Annotated in this window: 11 protein-coding genes; 6 read left to right on the top strand and 5 right to left on the bottom strand. The window is 50.3% G+C overall.

Going from position 1 to position 15552, the window contains the following annotated elements; genetic code table 11:
- Nucleotides 1-6: 6 nt before the first annotated feature.
- The 3 genes from BMZ51_RS08360 to BMZ51_RS08350 all read right to left on the bottom strand — a co-directional run bounded on the left by BMZ51_RS08360 (nucleotide 7) and on the right by BMZ51_RS08350 (nucleotide 5368).
- Nucleotides 7-3171 carry an efflux RND transporter permease subunit gene (locus BMZ51_RS08360; protein ID WP_068005394.1) on the bottom strand — a complete coding sequence of 1055 codons (3165 nt, stop codon included), beginning with the start codon at nucleotides 3169-3171 and terminating at the stop codon, nucleotides 7-9.
- Nucleotides 3172-3173: 2 nt separating this feature from the next.
- Nucleotides 3174-4211 carry an efflux RND transporter periplasmic adaptor subunit gene (locus tag BMZ51_RS08355; RefSeq protein WP_208979359.1) on the bottom strand — a complete coding sequence of 346 codons (1038 nt, stop codon included), beginning with the start codon at nucleotides 4209-4211 and terminating at the stop codon, nucleotides 3174-3176.
- A 263-nt stretch (nucleotides 4212-4474) separates the two neighbouring features.
- Complete coding sequence (locus tag BMZ51_RS08350) at nucleotides 4475-5368, bottom strand: SDR family NAD(P)-dependent oxidoreductase (RefSeq protein WP_208979358.1); 894 nt, start codon at nucleotides 5366-5368, stop codon at nucleotides 4475-4477.
- A gap of 197 nt (nucleotides 5369-5565) precedes the next feature.
- Here BMZ51_RS08350 and BMZ51_RS08345 point away from each other — a divergent pair, with 197 nt between their 5' ends.
- The 4 genes from BMZ51_RS08345 (at nucleotide 5566) to BMZ51_RS08330 (ending at nucleotide 10461) form a co-directional block, all read left to right on the top strand.
- Entirely contained in the window at nucleotides 5566-6351 is a 786-nt protein-coding gene (locus tag BMZ51_RS08345) for an ion channel (RefSeq protein ID WP_068005398.1), read from the top strand.
- A 160-nt stretch (nucleotides 6352-6511) separates the two neighbouring features.
- Nucleotides 6512-7342: a CE1 family esterase gene (locus tag BMZ51_RS08340; RefSeq protein ID WP_208979357.1), complete on the top strand. Its 831-nt coding sequence runs from the start codon at nucleotides 6512-6514 to the stop codon at nucleotides 7340-7342.
- A gap of 195 nt (nucleotides 7343-7537) precedes the next feature.
- Nucleotides 7538-8821: a CaiB/BaiF CoA transferase family protein gene (locus tag BMZ51_RS08335; protein WP_068005401.1), complete on the top strand. Its 1284-nt coding sequence runs from the start codon at nucleotides 7538-7540 to the stop codon at nucleotides 8819-8821.
- A 2-nt stretch (nucleotides 8822-8823) separates the two neighbouring features.
- Nucleotides 8824-10461 carry a thiamine pyrophosphate-binding protein gene (locus BMZ51_RS08330; RefSeq protein ID WP_068005403.1) on the top strand — a complete coding sequence of 546 codons (1638 nt, stop codon included), beginning with the start codon at nucleotides 8824-8826 and terminating at the stop codon, nucleotides 10459-10461.
- 66 nt (nucleotides 10462-10527) lie between these two features.
- Here BMZ51_RS08330 and BMZ51_RS08325 read toward each other — a convergent pair whose 3' ends face one another.
- Together BMZ51_RS08325 and BMZ51_RS08320 are read right to left on the bottom strand one after the other, a co-directional pair.
- Entirely contained in the window at nucleotides 10528-11052 is a 525-nt protein-coding gene (locus BMZ51_RS08325; RefSeq protein ID WP_068005405.1) for a DUF302 domain-containing protein, read from the bottom strand.
- 148 nt (nucleotides 11053-11200) lie between these two features.
- Nucleotides 11201-12385 (bottom strand): YeeE/YedE family protein, encoded by a 1185-nt coding sequence (locus tag BMZ51_RS08320; RefSeq protein ID WP_082825614.1) that lies wholly within the window; start codon nucleotides 12383-12385, stop codon nucleotides 11201-11203.
- A gap of 452 nt (nucleotides 12386-12837) precedes the next feature.
- On the opposite strand from BMZ51_RS08320, the gene BMZ51_RS08315 reads away from it, so the two are divergent.
- Complete coding sequence (locus BMZ51_RS08315) at nucleotides 12838-14223, top strand: tetratricopeptide repeat protein (RefSeq protein WP_068005407.1); 1386 nt, start codon at nucleotides 12838-12840, stop codon at nucleotides 14221-14223.
- Nucleotides 14224-14322: 99 nt separating this feature from the next.
- On the top strand, nucleotides 14323-15474 hold the full coding sequence (locus tag BMZ51_RS08310) for an OpgC family protein (protein WP_068005409.1): 1152 nt from the start codon (nucleotides 14323-14325) through the stop codon (nucleotides 15472-15474).
- Nucleotides 15475-15552 lie beyond the last annotated feature (78 nt).

The following is a 15552-nucleotide window of genomic DNA, read 5'->3' as shown; positions in this document are numbered from 1 at the left end:
TTTTTCCTAGTCATTTTCAGGGGCAGATTGAACGCTACCATATTTGGCTGCCTGTCCCTCTTCAATCGTCCAGCCGGCTTTTTCACGCATCCATTGGAACGTAGCGTAAAGTGTTGGAATAAGGAAGATACCGATTGTGGCAGAGAACAGCATGCCGACCAGGACTGGAACACCAACTGCCACCATGGCCCCTGCTCCGGGTCCAGTTGAGATAACCAGCGGCACCAAGCCAGCAGAAAAGGCGAGTGATGTCATCATGACAGGGCGAAAACGCAGGCGCGCACCTTCGATTGCCGATTCATAAAGTCCCATCCCTTCAATACGCTTTTCCAGGGAGAACTCATTCATCAAGATCGCATTTTTGCCGGCCAGCGCAATTAAGATGACGAGACCAATTTGAGCATACAGATCAAAGGCTAATCCGAAGACCCAAAGGCTGAGAAGAGCGCCTGCTAAGGCTGGGGCAACTGAAAGCAAAACCGGGATTGGTGTATTCCAGCTTTCGTATAGCGCCACCAGAAACAGATAGGCGAACAAGAAGGCCAACCCAAGCACAAGCGCTGTCTGGCCTGCAGCTTCTTTTTGTTCCAGTGCCAGCCCTGTCCACTCATAGGCATAACCTTTGGGCAGAGTTTCTTTCGCAACGTTGTCCATCGCACTCAACGCTCTTCCAAGCCCTGCGCCAGGAGCAGGGTTACCATTGAAGGAAACTGCGCGATAGTTGTTGTATCGCGTAATGGTGTTGGCTCCGCGCGTCAGTTCTGTTTGCACAACAGAGGAGAGCTCTACCATTTCGCCAGCATCTGAGCGTACAAAGATTGCGCCTATATCTTCCAGTCCTGAGCGATACTTCTGCTCTGCCTGTAAGCGTACCGTCCAGGTGCGACCGTACAGATTGAAATCGTTAATATAGTACCCACCCAGCGTGGCCTGTAACGCGTTATAGACACTTGCGATATTCAACCCCAATACCTGGGCGCGCTCACGATCCAGCTTGACATTGAGCTGAGGGGTATTGGCGTTAAATGTAGTGAAGAAGGAAGCGATATCGGGCTCTTCATTTGATGCAACAATCAGCGAGCGGGATATCTGAGCAAGCACGGTGGGATCTTGCCCTTCCAACGCTTCCATAATGAATTCAAAGCCCCCAACCGTTCCCAAACCATCAATTGCGGCAGGATTGACCGGGAAAAAGGTAGCTTCAGGAATTCCTGCCAAAGCTCCATAGGCACGATAGACAAACGCGAAAGAGGAAAGCTCTTTCGTTTTGCGTTCCTCGTAGTCTTTGAGCTTAACGAAAATAACACCGGCATTTGGAGATGAGCCACCACCCGCGAGCAAATCCAAGCCCATGACCATTGTGGTTGAATCAACTGCCGGATCTTTTTGAATGATCTCATCCGCCTTGCGCATGACTTCATCAGTACGGTTGAGCGATGCACCAGGAGGCAGGTTGACGAGCACCATGGCATAACCTTTGTCCTCATCCGGCACAAAACCATCTGGCGTATTTGAGACGATCAGGAAGCCCAGTAACGCGAAGAGAACAACGGCAGGTAGCGAGAGCAGCGACAGCTTCATAAGCCGTTTAATCAGATTTGCATAACCGTGGCCAATCTCATCAATCTTCTTCGAGATGCGAGCCATCACGCCTGTGAGCTCTTCCGACCTCATCAAGATTGCACAAAGTGCCGGAGAAAGCGACAGCGCGTTGATTGTAGAAATCACCATTGCTGCGGAAATTGATACGGCAAATTCTCGAAACAAAACGCCAGAAGACCCAGGCAAGAAGGCCACTGGGACAAAAACGGAGAGCAGAACTAGAGTGGTTGCGAGGACCGGAGCCGCAATTTCGCCAACAGCTTTTGAAGTGGCCTGCGCCGGGGTCAGGTGCGGGTCCTCGTGCATGATGCGTTCCACATTCTCTACGACAATGATCGCATCATCAACCACAATCCCAATCGCGAGAACCAACGCCAGCAATGAGATTGTATTTGCGGTGTAGCCCATCAAAAAAGCCACGGCGACTGCCCCGATTATGGACACCGGCACCGCAATGAGTGGAATAAGGGTCGCCCGCGCCCTGCCAAGGAAGACAAAAACCACAATGGTTACGAGCACGAATGCCTCAAGCAATGTGCTGATAACTTTTGAGATCATTTCATTTACAAAAAGGGAGGTATCAAAGATTGAAACGTAAGTCAGATCTTCTGGAAACCGCTCTGACAGAAAAGCGATACGTTCATTCACCGCTTCAGATACAGCAACAGCATTCGCTCCAGGAGACAGGTAGATACCTACCATCGCCGTTGGTTGCTGATTATACAGAGCGTTTACATCATAGGATGCACTGGAAAGTTCCACACGGGCCACATCGTCCAAGTGCACCAGAGACCCATCTGGGTTTGCGCGTAAGATAATTTTTTCAAATTCTTCTACTGAGTTCAAACGGCCCTTTGCCGTCACTGTGAGCTGAAGCTGCTGGTCAGCTGCTACAGGTGCGGCCCCGATGCGTCCAACGGCTGCCTGTTTGTTTTGCGATTGAACAGCAACAATTACATCCTCTGCGGTCAGGTTCAATGCTCTAAGTTTACCCGGATTCAACCAAATGCGCATGGAGTAATCTTGCGCGCCAAACACTGTGGCATCACCAACACCTGGTATCCGTTTCAGCTCATCAACGATATTGATCGTAACGTAGTTGGAAATGAAGAGGCCATCATGGGTTTGCTCTGGAGAATAAAAGGAAATTGCTTGCAGCAGATCTCCGGCTTTCTTGGTTACGTTGACTCCCTGGTCTCGTACCTCCTGCGGGAGCTTACTTTCAATGGTACTTATTCGGTTTTGAACGTTGACCGAGTTTATATCGGGGTTTGTGGTCAAATCGAAATAGACGGTAAGGGCATATGTGCCATCACTGGACGATGATGATTTCATATAGCGCATACCATCTACGCCGTTCACCGCCCCTTCGATGAGCTGCCCTACGCTTTCCTCGACCGTTAAAGCATCTGCTCCAATATAGGTCGCATTCACCTGTACAGTTGGTGGTGCAATTGTTGGGTATTGAGATACCGGAATTGAGAAGATGGAAATCGCACCGACCACCACTATCAGGATCGAAATCACCATAGCCAGCCTAGGCCGGCGAATGAACATGTCATAGATCATGATTACTGACCTGCCAGCTGCGCGTTGACCTTAATTCCGGGGCGAACTTTCTGAATACCGGAGGTAATCACCTGCTCCCCTTCCTTCAAACCTGAACCCACGATCACGAGCCCTTGGATTTGATCAACAACGGAAATGCGCTGCTGTTTCACTACGTCTTCTTTATCTACCTTCAGAACATATGGACCATCTTGATCCAGCAGGAGGGCAGACTGTGAGATGACCATGACCGGTTTTGCGTCTTTAGCGCTTACAACAACATCCACCAACTGACTGTCAAAGAGCATATGTTCCGGATTTTCAAAGGTTGCATAGGCGGTCACGGTATCAGTGCCCGGATTGGCCTCTGCCTCCAGAAAGTCTAGCTTCCCGTTATGCATATAGAACTTGCCATCTGACAGCTGGAGCCTGATCAAAGTGTTGTCAGTTCCGATATTGTCTAGGCGCTGCGCCTGCAAAATGATCGACTGAGGTACCGGGAATGCGACACGGATCGGATCTAAAGATGTGATGGTTGCCAATGTCCCGCTATTGGCCGTCACATAAGCTCCTTGCTTAAAGGCTGAAGTGCCAATCTGCCCATCTAACGGCGCGTGGATCTCTGTGTAACTCAAGTCCAATTCAGAGAGTTTCAAGTCTGCCTGGCGGAGTGCAAGTGTCGCGTTTGCTTCTTTCAAATTTGCGCGGGCGACATCCAATTCTGAAACTGAGATCGTATCGCGACTGACGAGCTGTTGCTTTCGGTTAAAATCCAGTTGGGCAAGATCTACGTTTGCCTGCGCACTCTCCAAATTGGCTTGTGACTGCGCTACGGCAAACTCGTAGGGCTCTTGTTGTATGACATAGAGAAGGTCTCCACGCTTGACATTTTGCCCCTCTTTAAACTCAAGCGGCTCTAGAAACCCGCCCACCCGAGCAATAAGTGCGATCTGGCTGATTGCTTCTGTACGCCCAGCGAAAACGCGTTCCTCTTCAATGGACTGCATCCTCACCAGCTCTACAATGACACCCGGTGGCGGGGGCGTTTCCTGCGCTGTCACAGCTCCCGGGACAAAAACGACACTGAGGCAAACTAACAATGGCAAGAGGGAAAAATTGCGAGCAGAGAACGATAATTGTCCATTCCGCGAGGAAGAGGTTCTTTTTTTATTTTTCATTTTCTACTCTTACACATTGAGAAATGCAGGCAGCGCTGGGGCAAGCTTACCTTAGGGAAGTAACTCAATCCTTGATGGAGCAGAGCATTTGACGGGACCACTGAAAGGTAATTAAGAGTGCTGATGAACAGGGGCTTGGCTTTTCCCTATTGTCTGGCCTGCGCCAGTTGAACCAGTTGAGAGGTTTCCTCCCAGAACCACTGCTGTCGTGCTTTGTTCCAGAGTTGGTTATCTGCAGTGATTTTGGTGTGACCTTCATAAAACCCGGCGGTCCCATCCGAGAAACTCTGCGAGAGCAGCATGTACATGGCTGGTAGGGCTGCGTAGGCAGCCGTTTTTCCAATCAGCGAACTGAGAATCCCGAGCCAGAAGCGCCTTGCCAGACTGTAATGTGCAACCTGTTTTGTTAAAACCAAGCCGGGTCCGAAGGCGTTGATGCGGGCGCCAGTGCCTTTCATTCTTTCTGCAAATTCCTTCAAAAACAGAAGATTGCAGATAGTGTGTGCTTTTCTACGATCCCATTTGCTGAGCTTGCTCTCAGGGTCGTTGAGCGCAATCATGTTGGGAGGCACAAAGCGTATTGATGGGCTTGCAAAGGAAACAACTCTTGGCTCCTGCTGTTGCTTGATGAGCGGTGCGAGCTCGTTGAGCAATCGGAATCTGCTGAGATAATTGACTGCAAAGCCTGCCTCGATTCCTTCCGGTGTAATGCCATGAAAACCCGGCGTCTCACTGGCACACAAGGCGATGCGGTTCATTTCTGGCAGGTCTCGCCGAAGAGTATCTGCAAGCCGGTCCACCTCAGAGATCAGAGACAAATCCGCGACAAAACCCTGATGTGATTGTGTTGGGCCCACATCATTGATCTCATTTAAAACACGCTTCACCTTTTGAGCTGAGCGGCCCACCACTGCAACATTTTGACCTGCATCCGCCAGACGGATCGCCAGCGCACGCCCGATGCCATCTGTTGCCCCTGTCACCAGACAGGTGTTTCTGGTCGCGCGCCACTGTTGCAGATACCCAGGCGGCGGCGGCACTGGAATGGCCCTCGCTTTTTTCATGCAAAAAGTAGAACAGAAACCCTTTAATCAGTTACAGCGTTTTTCACTAAACTCAGAGAGCGACAATGCCGGCGGGTGCAGATGCTGCAAAATCTATTTGTAATGAACGGGGAAGGCTTTGCAGACATGGCCACATTTGCTAATAATTTCTGCTCAATGGGGAAAGTGATTTTATGCAGGAAGCGATAACCGATTTTAGAGGTGCGCTGCGACGCCTTTACTTCGGACAGACCATAGCTGCACGCTCATGGCGCATCGGATTGCTTTTGTTCGATCTGGTCACAATTTTTTATTTTGTGCTTTCTGCAACCTTGCCACAGCTGGAGAGCTACCCACGTCTGGATTGGGCTATTGGGTTCATTTTGCTGATTGATTATGGGTTGCGGATTGCAATCGCCTTAAGGCCTTTCAGAGCCGCAGTTAACAGCACAGCCGTTGCAGACCTTATCGTCATCCTCTCGTTGTTTGCTGAAGCATTTATCGAAAACATGGGTTTTTTGCGGGTCATCCGCATGCTGCGGCTGTTGCGATCTTACCATGTGGTCAAGGATTTACGCGAGACATTCTCGTGGTTCCGCCAGCACGAAGAAATCATCAACTCAGCGATCAACCTGATGGTCTTCGTATTCATGGTCAGTGCTGTTGTTTATGTTATTGAGGCCCAGCTCAACCCTGACATCAATTCCTACATGGATGCGCTCTATTTTACCGTCACGACGTTGACCACGACGGGCTATGGCGACATCACCATGTCAGATACGATGGGTCGTGCGATTACCATTGTCATTATGGTGTTTGGCGTTGCACTTTTTCTACGGCTCATTCAAACCATTTTCCGCCCTTCTAAAGTAAAATACACTTGTCCTGATTGTGGCCTTAATCGTCACGATAATGATGCTGTTCACTGCAAACACTGCGGTAATACATTGCACATCCCCACAGAAGGGGAATGGCAATAAGCTCTCACGTGATAATCCGCAAAGAATGGCATAATTCTTGAGAGTAAGACCGCCAATGGGGCGTATGTTAGCATAAACAGGATTGGTCACTGCGGTTCATGGATTTCTTCATGAATTACAACAGGTTCAGTGCGAAAATCCGGCAAGAAGTGGAATGGGCATGAGTCTTCTTACAAGCGTGATTACTTTTGCTAGTGTTGCTTTTTCAAGCTTAACGCCCAATGTCAGCATGGCAGATGAAGCGGGCTGCGGTGTGAATACGCCCTGTCAGGTTGAAAGCGGCGAATATTACATTGCTTTACCTGACAAACCTGCTGATGTCGGCCAAATTGGCGCCATAATTTACCTTCACGGCTGGAAGGGCAAGGCTTCTCAGGCGGTCAATAATAAGGCCCTGCGCAGGCTTGCAAACGAGCTTGGCGTTGCGTTGGTTGTTCCGCAGGGCGTTGGTGGATCCTGGTCTTACCCCGGCTCTCCCAGTCAGGATCGCGATGAGTTTGCCTTCTTTGATGAGATGCTGAGCGACGTTTCTGACCGCTTTCCAGTTGACCGCGATAAAATCCTGCTCGCAGGCTTTTCTATGGGTGGTTCCATGGTCTGGAATCTAGCGTGTTATCAAGGTGAGAATTATGCCGGGTTTGCCCCTATTGCGGGCGCGTTCTGGGACCCTATCCCACAGGAATGCCCTTCTCCGCTGACTAACCTTTACCACACCCACGGTATTGAAGATAAAACCGTTCCCATGGTGGGGCGTGCGATTGGTGCAAACTGGCGTCAATCAGACGTGTTTGACAGTTTGGATGTGTGGAAACGGCAGGCCGGGCTTTATCGCACCGAACCCACATCCGTTATTGCTGGCGATCTGGAATGCGACGTGTGGTCATCTGAGGGCGAAAAGCTGGAGCTTTGTCTTCATGATGGCGGCCACTCTATGAAAGCCAACTGGATTCGCCGCGCGTGGCTTGACCTCGCCAACACCAAACACTGGTAAACGCAGGGTTTCATCACAGAGTAAACTACAAATTTCACGGGCATTCACGATGCCGTGTGATTTTGCAGTTTCATGTGGTGAGCTTTTACAGAGTGCTCTAACGTCTCTCCAAAATTTGCTGGATTGCTGCAAATGGTCGTGTCAGTCACCTTCCCTTTGTGGTCAATCTTGCCTCAACGCCAATGGATTAGACGGTTGAATTCTTCACGAGACAGTGAACTGCACCACTCTCCTGCACCTAATGGGCCCTTGGATGGGCTTGTTGTGCTCGACCTTTCCCGCATTCTGGCAGGTCCAACCTGCACGCAGCTGCTGGGGGATATGGGAGCTGAGGTCATTAAGGTAGAGCACCCGACGCGAGGCGACGACACTCGGAGATGGGGGCCCCCTTTTTTGAAAGGCAAAAATGGCGGAGAAACCAGCGAGAGCGCCTATTATCTAAGCTCCAATCGCAACAAGCACTCTATTGGCATCGATATGCGCAGTGAAGAGGGCGTGCAGATCCTAAAAGATCTGGCTACCAAAGCTGATGTTGTTATTGAAAACTTCAAGGTTGGAGACCTTGCCCGAAAAGGGCTGGGCTACGACGATCTTCGCGAACACAATCAGAGCTTGATCTATTGCTCGCTCACCGGATTTGGGCAGACCGGCCCATATGCGCATCGCGCAGGTTATGATGCGCTTATCCAGGCTATGGGCGGGATCATGAGCATTACGGGTCAATCGGAGGCAGAGGGTGGTCAACCTACAAAGATTGGCGTTGGAATTGCTGATGTCATGTGTGGGATGTACGCGTGTAACGCTATTTTAGCTGCATTGCACCACCGCACGAAGAGTGGGGAAGGCCAGCATATCGACATCTCTTTGCTCGACAGTCAGGTCGCCTGGCTCATCAATCAGGGCCTTTCTTACCTGACTGATGGGAAAAACCCAGAGCGACTTGGCAATGCCCACCCAACTATCGTGCCTTATGAGACATTCCCTGCCTCTGACAAGGATTTCATGGTCGCCGTTGGCAACGATGCCCAATATATGCGCTTTTGCCAAACACTGGGTTGCGTGGAATTGAGCACCGATCCGCGTTTTACAACCAATGCTGAGCGCGTGCGGAACAGGGCTGAGCTTATTCCGCTCCTGCGGCAATTTACAATCAAACACAGCGCTGAGCACTGGGCTGGTGAGCTTGAGGCTGTTGGTGTGCCTTGCGGGCCTGTGAATGATCTGGAAGGTGTATTCAACGACCCACAAATCCTTCATCGGGGCATGAAGATTTCGCTGCCCCATGCGCAATCTCAAACAGGTCAGGTCGACCTCATTGGTAATCCAATTAAATATAGTCGGACACCCGTCACATACCGGAAAGCACCTCCAACCCTTGGAGAGGACAGTTTGAGTGTCCTTTCTAAATACCTACAAAAATCCAAAGAGGAAATTGACGACCTCGCTGCGCGCGGTGTCGTTTCATTGGGGGATTCCTAAATATGCGCGGTGCTGATTTAATCGCCCAGAAACTACACCAGGCCGGAAGCCAGTATGCCTTTGGCATTCCAGGTGGCGAAGTGCTCGCTCTTATGGACGCTTTAAACCTTGCTGGTCTCAAGTTTAATCTGGTCAAGCATGAAAACGCAGGCGGCTTTATGGCTGAAGGTGTCTGGCACGCTTTGGCACGCCAAGGCGTTGATGCTCCGGTTGTTTTGCTGGCAACGCTTGGGCCAGGTGTGACCAATGCAGTCAACGTGATTGCCAATGCCTTTCAGGATCGTGTGCCGCTGATCTTCATAACCGGATGTGTGGATGGAGCGGATGCAGAGACCTACACCCATCAGGTGATGGACCATCAGCAGCTTTTGCGCCCAATTGTAAAAGCCAGCTTTAAGGCCGCTGCCGGTACGCTCAATGCTATGATGGACAAAGCAATTTCCATTGCTATGTCTGGTCAACCCGGGCCCGTCCACATTGATGTACCTATCTCTGTCGCTGAAGGAAAAAGTGCTGAAAGGCTTCGTTCTCCTGCTTATGGCATTCGCGCTGCCCAACTGCCATTTGGTGAGGTGGTAGAACAAGCACGTGACTTGATAAACTCCGCTGAGCGCCCAATTGCCATTGCCGGTGTGGATGCAGTCAATGCTTGTGCAAGTGCTGAGATCAAGGCTTTCTGCGAGGCCTTCCAAATCCCTCTCCTCACCAGCTACAAGGGCAAAGGGCTTATTCCTGAAGCCCACCGGCTGTCTCTTGGTGGGGCGGGCTTGTCTCCCAAGGCGGACAAGCGTGTTTTGCCTTTGCTTGAAGAGGCAGACCTGATTGTGCTGATTGGGTATGACCCGATTGAAATGCGGGTGAACTGGCGCAACCCGTGGAGCAACGAAACACCGGTTATCGAACTCACTCCGGTTTTGCGGAGCCACGGAATGCACCATGTGAGCCATACATTGGCAGCTGATATTAAACCAACCCTGATTACGCTTACGCCTGAAGAAAGTACAGGCCCTCTTGACGCTGAAACCGACTGGCTGCGTGACCGGATTGTGCCAACTCAAGCGGCACTCAGAGCGGACTTTGCTGCAGAAAAGAGTGACTGGGGACCAGCAAGCGTATTCCATGAGCTTCGCAAAACGCTGCCTGCCACCACGGTCGCGACAGCAGACAGCGGCGCTCACCGTATTTTGCTCAGTCAAATATGGGAGAGCGTGCATCCGCGCACGATGCTACAGAGTTCGGCACTTTGCACGATGGCATGCGCACTGCCACTTGGCATCGGGCACAAAATGGCAAAACCGGAAGATCCAGTCATTGTCTTTGTCGGCGATGCCGGTCTGGAAATGGGGCTTGGTGACCTTGCAGTTCTGCGGGATATGCAGGTGCCGTTTATTGTTTGTGTTTTGGTTGACGAAAGCTTGTCGCTTATTGAGATGAAACAGCGTGCAAACCAGCACCCTAATCTGGGCGTTGACTTTTCTGCCACAAACTTTCCGGCGCTCGCTGATGCTTACGGCGGACATGGGGTTTGGGTTGATGATACAGACACGTTGAAGAGGGAAGCTCAGGCAGCATTGAAGCGCGATACCTTCACACTTCTTGCATGCCGCATTGACCGACGAGCGTATGACGGACAATTTTAAAACAGGTACGGACTTGGATCTCGCGCTTTTTTTAAAGCGCTCGTAGATGAGAGATCTGATCGCGCCTCAGGTATTATCTGTGGCGCGGTCCGCAATGCGTTGAAAGACGACGTCTAGTTCTTCACTCAAGGAAACCAGATCCTCAGTGGCTGTATCGCGGTATGGCTGGAAGACAAAGCTTGGTGTCTTCCAAGAGAGCGTCGACGTGCCACCTGGATTTTCTGTCAAATAGAAGCGGATCGGAGCCTCAATGCCGGCCTGAATACTGGCAGCCAGCATTCGGCGGGCAAAATCATTTCGAAATACTCCGATCACGTAGTTTCCGGGAATATCTAAGCCACTGGCCTTTGCTGCGCGAGAAGCACTTGCCAAACTCACAAGAAGCATATCCTCTTCGCGAATAGCTTTTTTTAACGACTCCAGTAGGTCATCGATTAACATACTCGTTTCGATAACGCGCCAGCCATTGCGCTGAAAGATCTTACCTTCCAACGCTTGTTCAGAGGTGATTTGAGCTTGTGATGGTTGAAAGGCAGCCATAACGAACATAAACGTGCCAACAAAACCAAGCACTCCCGTAAGAATTTTCATTCCACAATCCTTCTCGTAGTCAGGTGACTTTAGAAGCAGGAGCTGAATAGCCTGTTGTACACTCCCCCTCGATTTTAATTGGCCAAGTTTTAGTGGTTTGCAGCACTAGAGCCACCGCCAGCTGTTTTATGCGTCGCAGCTGGCGCGTTCAATCCATTTTGAGCCATGATCGCACTTGCGTCCCAATGAGTGAGCCAGCAAAAGCAAAGACAAGCCACAGCCAGCCATGTAAAGAACCAGAAGTTATTCCCCCCAAATACGCCCCTATGTTGCAGCCATAGGCCAGGCGTGCTCCGTACCCAAGCATCAACCCACCAACAATTGCGGTACCAACACCCTTAAGACTAATCTGCCTGATCGGGTTGAAGCGTCCTGCCATTGCTGCCGCAATCAGAGCGCCTAGCACAATGCCGAAATTCATAACTGAGGTTGAGTCGGCAAAGACAGAGTTTTTAATCGCACCGACTTGCCCCTGCCAATACGGCCAGGTCTCCACCGGAATGCCGATTGCATAAAAAAGCTTCGCCCCCCAAAGAGCAAACCCAGATGTAATTCCCCAGGGACGACGCAGCACAATAAACGTAAGAACGCAAACCAACGCTAAAATCAACGCACCTAAAACATACCCCCACTGCCCCCGGAAAAGGGAGGTTGTTTTCCGCGGCTCCTCTAGCTTACCCCATTGTCTTTTCTCTATAAATGCCGTTAGGGCGGCAAGTATCGTAAGCGGCACAACCGTGATGAAGAGCGCACGTAGCAGCCCAAAATCGCGCAAGTAAGAAAATGCCGGTAATCTTGGAAAAGAATTCCAAAATGGAAGGTGAGCTGTTGCAATCACACTGCCCAAAATAAAGAAGGCGAGCGTGATCAACATGCGTGACGAACCACCTCCCACAGTAAACAACGTGCCTGATCCGCAGCCTCCGCCCAGCTGCATTCCAATGCCAAAAAGAAAGGCTCCAAACGCGGCTCCAACCCCAAACGGAAAAACGAAACCGCCAACCTTTAAACCAAGGTTGGACCCGTATTGCAGCAAAGGGAAACTTATTAAACAAACCAGAGAGATAAGCAAAAATTGGGCGCGAAGACCCTGCCCTCTTTTCTGCGTTACAATACGGCGCCAAGCAGCGGTAAAACCAAAGCTGGTGTGATACAAAGCAGCCCCTGCCAGAGCTCCTATCCACGCAGCACCAAAGACACGCCACCCCCTGCTGTCAAAACCCAATAGAGCAACCCCGACAAGCGCGAATAACGCCCCTACGACGATCACATATTGCGGGGTTTGAAACCGCTGGTCTGCATTTGACTGTTGATAGCTACCCATACCTGCCATGAATTCGCCACGCACTTGGTTTCTTTTAGCTTAGCGAGATTGCACAAAAGAAGCTAAAAAGAAAATCAACAAGCAGTGAAAGCTATTGATGACGATAAAATAAATATTTGAATGGACACTGCGAATAAAAAACCTAAGGACAAACTTACCGTAACTTTTGATAATAGTAATATTTCATAGGTAAAATTCAACGTCTCGTATATTTTTTACTTACGGATAGAATGATGTTTTCCATTTATTCATGAGGTTGAAATATATTTTCTACATAAACAAAGCTAGTTGATATTAAACACCTTTTTGTGTGTTGAACGTCATCGCCAGTTTTGAAAGGGTTCTGTTCAACAGACTTCCTGGCAGACTTGGGGCGTTACCAATGTGAAACCAGTGTTTCTCCACTTTAAGCACTCTCACATTGCACGGCTCATAAGTCGCCCTAACCACGGGTCGCATCCATGCGCATTGATGACCAGTTTGAATACTCGGTAACACTCTCAAACAAGAGTGCATTAACTCACTGGAATAAAACAGCTCTTGCATTTCTTGCCCATAGTGCTGCAACACCAGAATGCCTTGCGCAGACGCTCGAGGCCGACCCAGATTTTGCCATGGCACAGGCAACTCGTGGTTTGTTCTGCCTTTTACTTGGCAGACGTGAAATGACTGCAACTGCGTTTGAAGCCTACGCAATTGCTGATCAATGCCGCCGCGATACGCAAGTTACAGACCGGGAGCACGCTGTAGTTGATGCCCTCAATGACTGGCTCCATGGCTCTCTCAGCAAAGCTGCAGAACGTTTGGACGAGGTGCTTTTGAAGTACCCTCGTGATGCGCTCATCATGAAGCTGGTCCATGCGATCCGCTTCGTTCTTGGCCAACCGTCCCGCATGCGCTCTTCCATTGAAGGTGTAATCTCTGCTTATGAGGATGAGCATGTCGCCAAGGGCTACGTCCTTGGTTGCTATGCCTTTTCCCTTGAAGAGAGTGGTGATTTTGAAAAAGCCGAGCGTGTAGGCAGAAATGCCGTTGAAATTCAACATGACGATGCTTGGGGTCTTCATGCTGTTGCCCATGTGCTGGACATGACTGGCAAGAGCGAAGAAGGTATCAAGTGGCTCGATGATCGACCACAAGCTTGGGAACATTGTAACAATTTTGGCTACCATGTTTGGTGGCACCTAGCTCTCTTGCACCTGGATCGCGGGAATATCGAACGCGTCCTTGAGCTCTACGACCAGAAGTTCCGCAAGGATCACACTGATGATTATCGCGATATCTCGAATGCAGCATCGATGCTGGTACGGCTCGAGCTTGAAGGCATCAAAGTTGGTCAGCGTTGGGAAGAACTGGCGATAAACAGCGAAAAACACATAGACGATTCCTGCAATGTTTTTGCCGACTTACATTACATGCTCGCTCTGCTGGGCGACAATCGCCGTCAAGCTTCTGATCACCTCCTCTCCCGCATGCGGGCCTTTGGCGAAGAGGACAGTAGTGAGATGTCCCAGATTACAAAAACTACAGGTTCGCCCACCGCGTCGGGTCTGATGCAGTTTAAAAATGGAAATTTCTTTAGTGCTTACCACCACTTAGCTGAGGCTCGTCCTTTGTTGCGTACCGTTGGCGGCAGCCATGCCCAGCGGGATGTATTTGAACGTATTACAATTGAAGCGGCTTTGCGTGCTGGCCTTTGTCAGGAAGCAAAACGCATGATCGACGAGCGCTCACGTTTAAGAGGTGGTTCTGACACTTATGGGGAAACCCGAATGGCTCAGGCAAAACGCATGATGGCAGCCACCGACCTTATGCAAAGCGAACACCTACGTTTTCGCATAGGATAAATAGAGGTGTAGCTTCGGGGGATTTCGAGGCTGCGCCTTACCTCTTATAATTTGAATTTCAGAGTAACCGTGAACAAACACAACATACCGCCGACTCCTATGAAAACGGCAAGCCGAACAAGAGATCCTCGCCTCGATTTTTTCCGAGGCATCGCAATGTTTATAATCTTCATAGCCCACCTGCCAGCAAACGGGTGGGCATTGTGGATTCCTGCACGCTTCGGATTTTCCGATGCAACCGAGATTTTTGTGTTTTGCTCAGGCATGGCCTCAGCGATCGCATTCGGTCGCGTCTTCGAACTTCATGGCCTGGCCATGGGAAGTGCCCGCGTCTTATATCGCGTCTGGCAAGTATACTGGGCCCATATATGCCTGTTCTTTGCCGTTGCTGGCATGTTGGCATTCTTACAAATCAACGGATTATCCAGTGATGATTACGTGGGCAAGCTCAACCTTTGGCACTTTTTTGAAGATCCGATTTTTCAATTGCCTGCCTTGTTGACGTTGACTTATGTTCCAAATTACTTCGACATTTTGCCGATGTATCTCGTCATCCTAGCGATGCTGCCCTTGGTCATGGTCGCCTACTATAAGATCGGCCGTGGTGCTGTCGCGGCTCTCGTTGCCACTTTCTGGTTGTTGGCAACATTCCGGTTTGTCGACTTCCCTGCCGAACCTTGGTCTGACCGCCGCTGGTTCTTTAACCCATTTGCGTGGCAGCTGCTGTTTTTCACCGGCTTTGCGTTCATCAAAGGCTGGATACCTGCTCCTCCTGTCAAGAAACGACTGCTGTTTGTAAGCACAGCTATCATCATTCTAACCATCCCATTTGCCTATTTCCGCATCCTCAATGAGGTGCCTGAGCTGAGAAAGATCGCCGGAGATATCCGCTTTCTCACCGTTAAAACCGAAATGGGTCTCCTGCGATATATCCACTTTCTTGCATTGGCGTATGTTGCCTGGGTTGCGGTGGGCCAAGGCGGAGGTCGGCTGCTAATGGAAGGCTTTGGCGGAAAGGTCGTTCGTGTGATCAAGAGGGTCGGCCAGCAATCGCTTGCTGTCTTCCTAGCCAGCCTTATTCTTGCTCAGGGCCTTGCAGTCCTTCGCGATGAACTGGGCTTAAAGGGAACATTTTCTGGTGGGGTAATGGCAAACCTTCTTGGTTTTGCAGGTCTCATTGCTGTCGCCTACGCAGTTGGCTGGTTCAAAGGTGAGCCCTGGAGAAAACCAAAAGAAACCCCGGGCTCCTAACTAGCTGGTTCCATTAATGCAATAAGAAGCAGATTGTGCCCGACCTCGCCGCACAATCTGCTTTTTTGTTAGCGGTAC

The sequence above is a fragment of the Pseudovibrio axinellae genome (genome assembly GCF_900110875.1).
Classification (GTDB): Bacteria; Pseudomonadota; Alphaproteobacteria; order Rhizobiales; family Stappiaceae; genus Pseudovibrio; species Pseudovibrio axinellae.
The sequence above is the reverse complement of the archived record's forward strand: the minus strand, read 5'-3'. Positions and strand labels throughout refer to the sequence as shown.

Bases quoted from the DNA above. Each gene is read 5' to 3' on its own strand.
- BMZ51_RS08360 (WP_068005394.1), bottom strand. From the start codon at position 3,171: ATGATCTATGACATGTTCATTCGCCGGCCTAGGCTGGCTATGGTGATT.
- BMZ51_RS08345 (WP_068005398.1), top strand. From the start codon at position 5,566: ATGCAGGAAGCGATAACCGATTTTAGAGGTGCGCTGCGACGCCTTTAC.
- BMZ51_RS08340 (WP_208979357.1), top strand. From the start codon at position 6,512: ATGAGTCTTCTTACAAGCGTGATTACTTTTGCTAGTGTTGCTTTTTCA.
- BMZ51_RS08330 (WP_068005403.1), top strand. From the start codon at position 8,824: ATGCGCGGTGCTGATTTAATCGCCCAGAAACTACACCAGGCCGGAAGC.
- BMZ51_RS08325 (WP_068005405.1), bottom strand. From the start codon at position 11,052: ATGAAAATTCTTACGGGAGTGCTTGGTTTTGTTGGCACGTTTATGTTC.
- BMZ51_RS08320 (WP_082825614.1), bottom strand. From the start codon at position 12,385: ATGGCAGGTATGGGTAGCTATCAACAGTCAAATGCAGACCAGCGGTTT.
- BMZ51_RS08315 (WP_068005407.1), top strand. From the start codon at position 12,838: ATGCGCATTGATGACCAGTTTGAATACTCGGTAACACTCTCAAACAAG.
- BMZ51_RS08310 (WP_068005409.1), top strand. From the start codon at position 14,323: ATGAAAACGGCAAGCCGAACAAGAGATCCTCGCCTCGATTTTTTCCGA.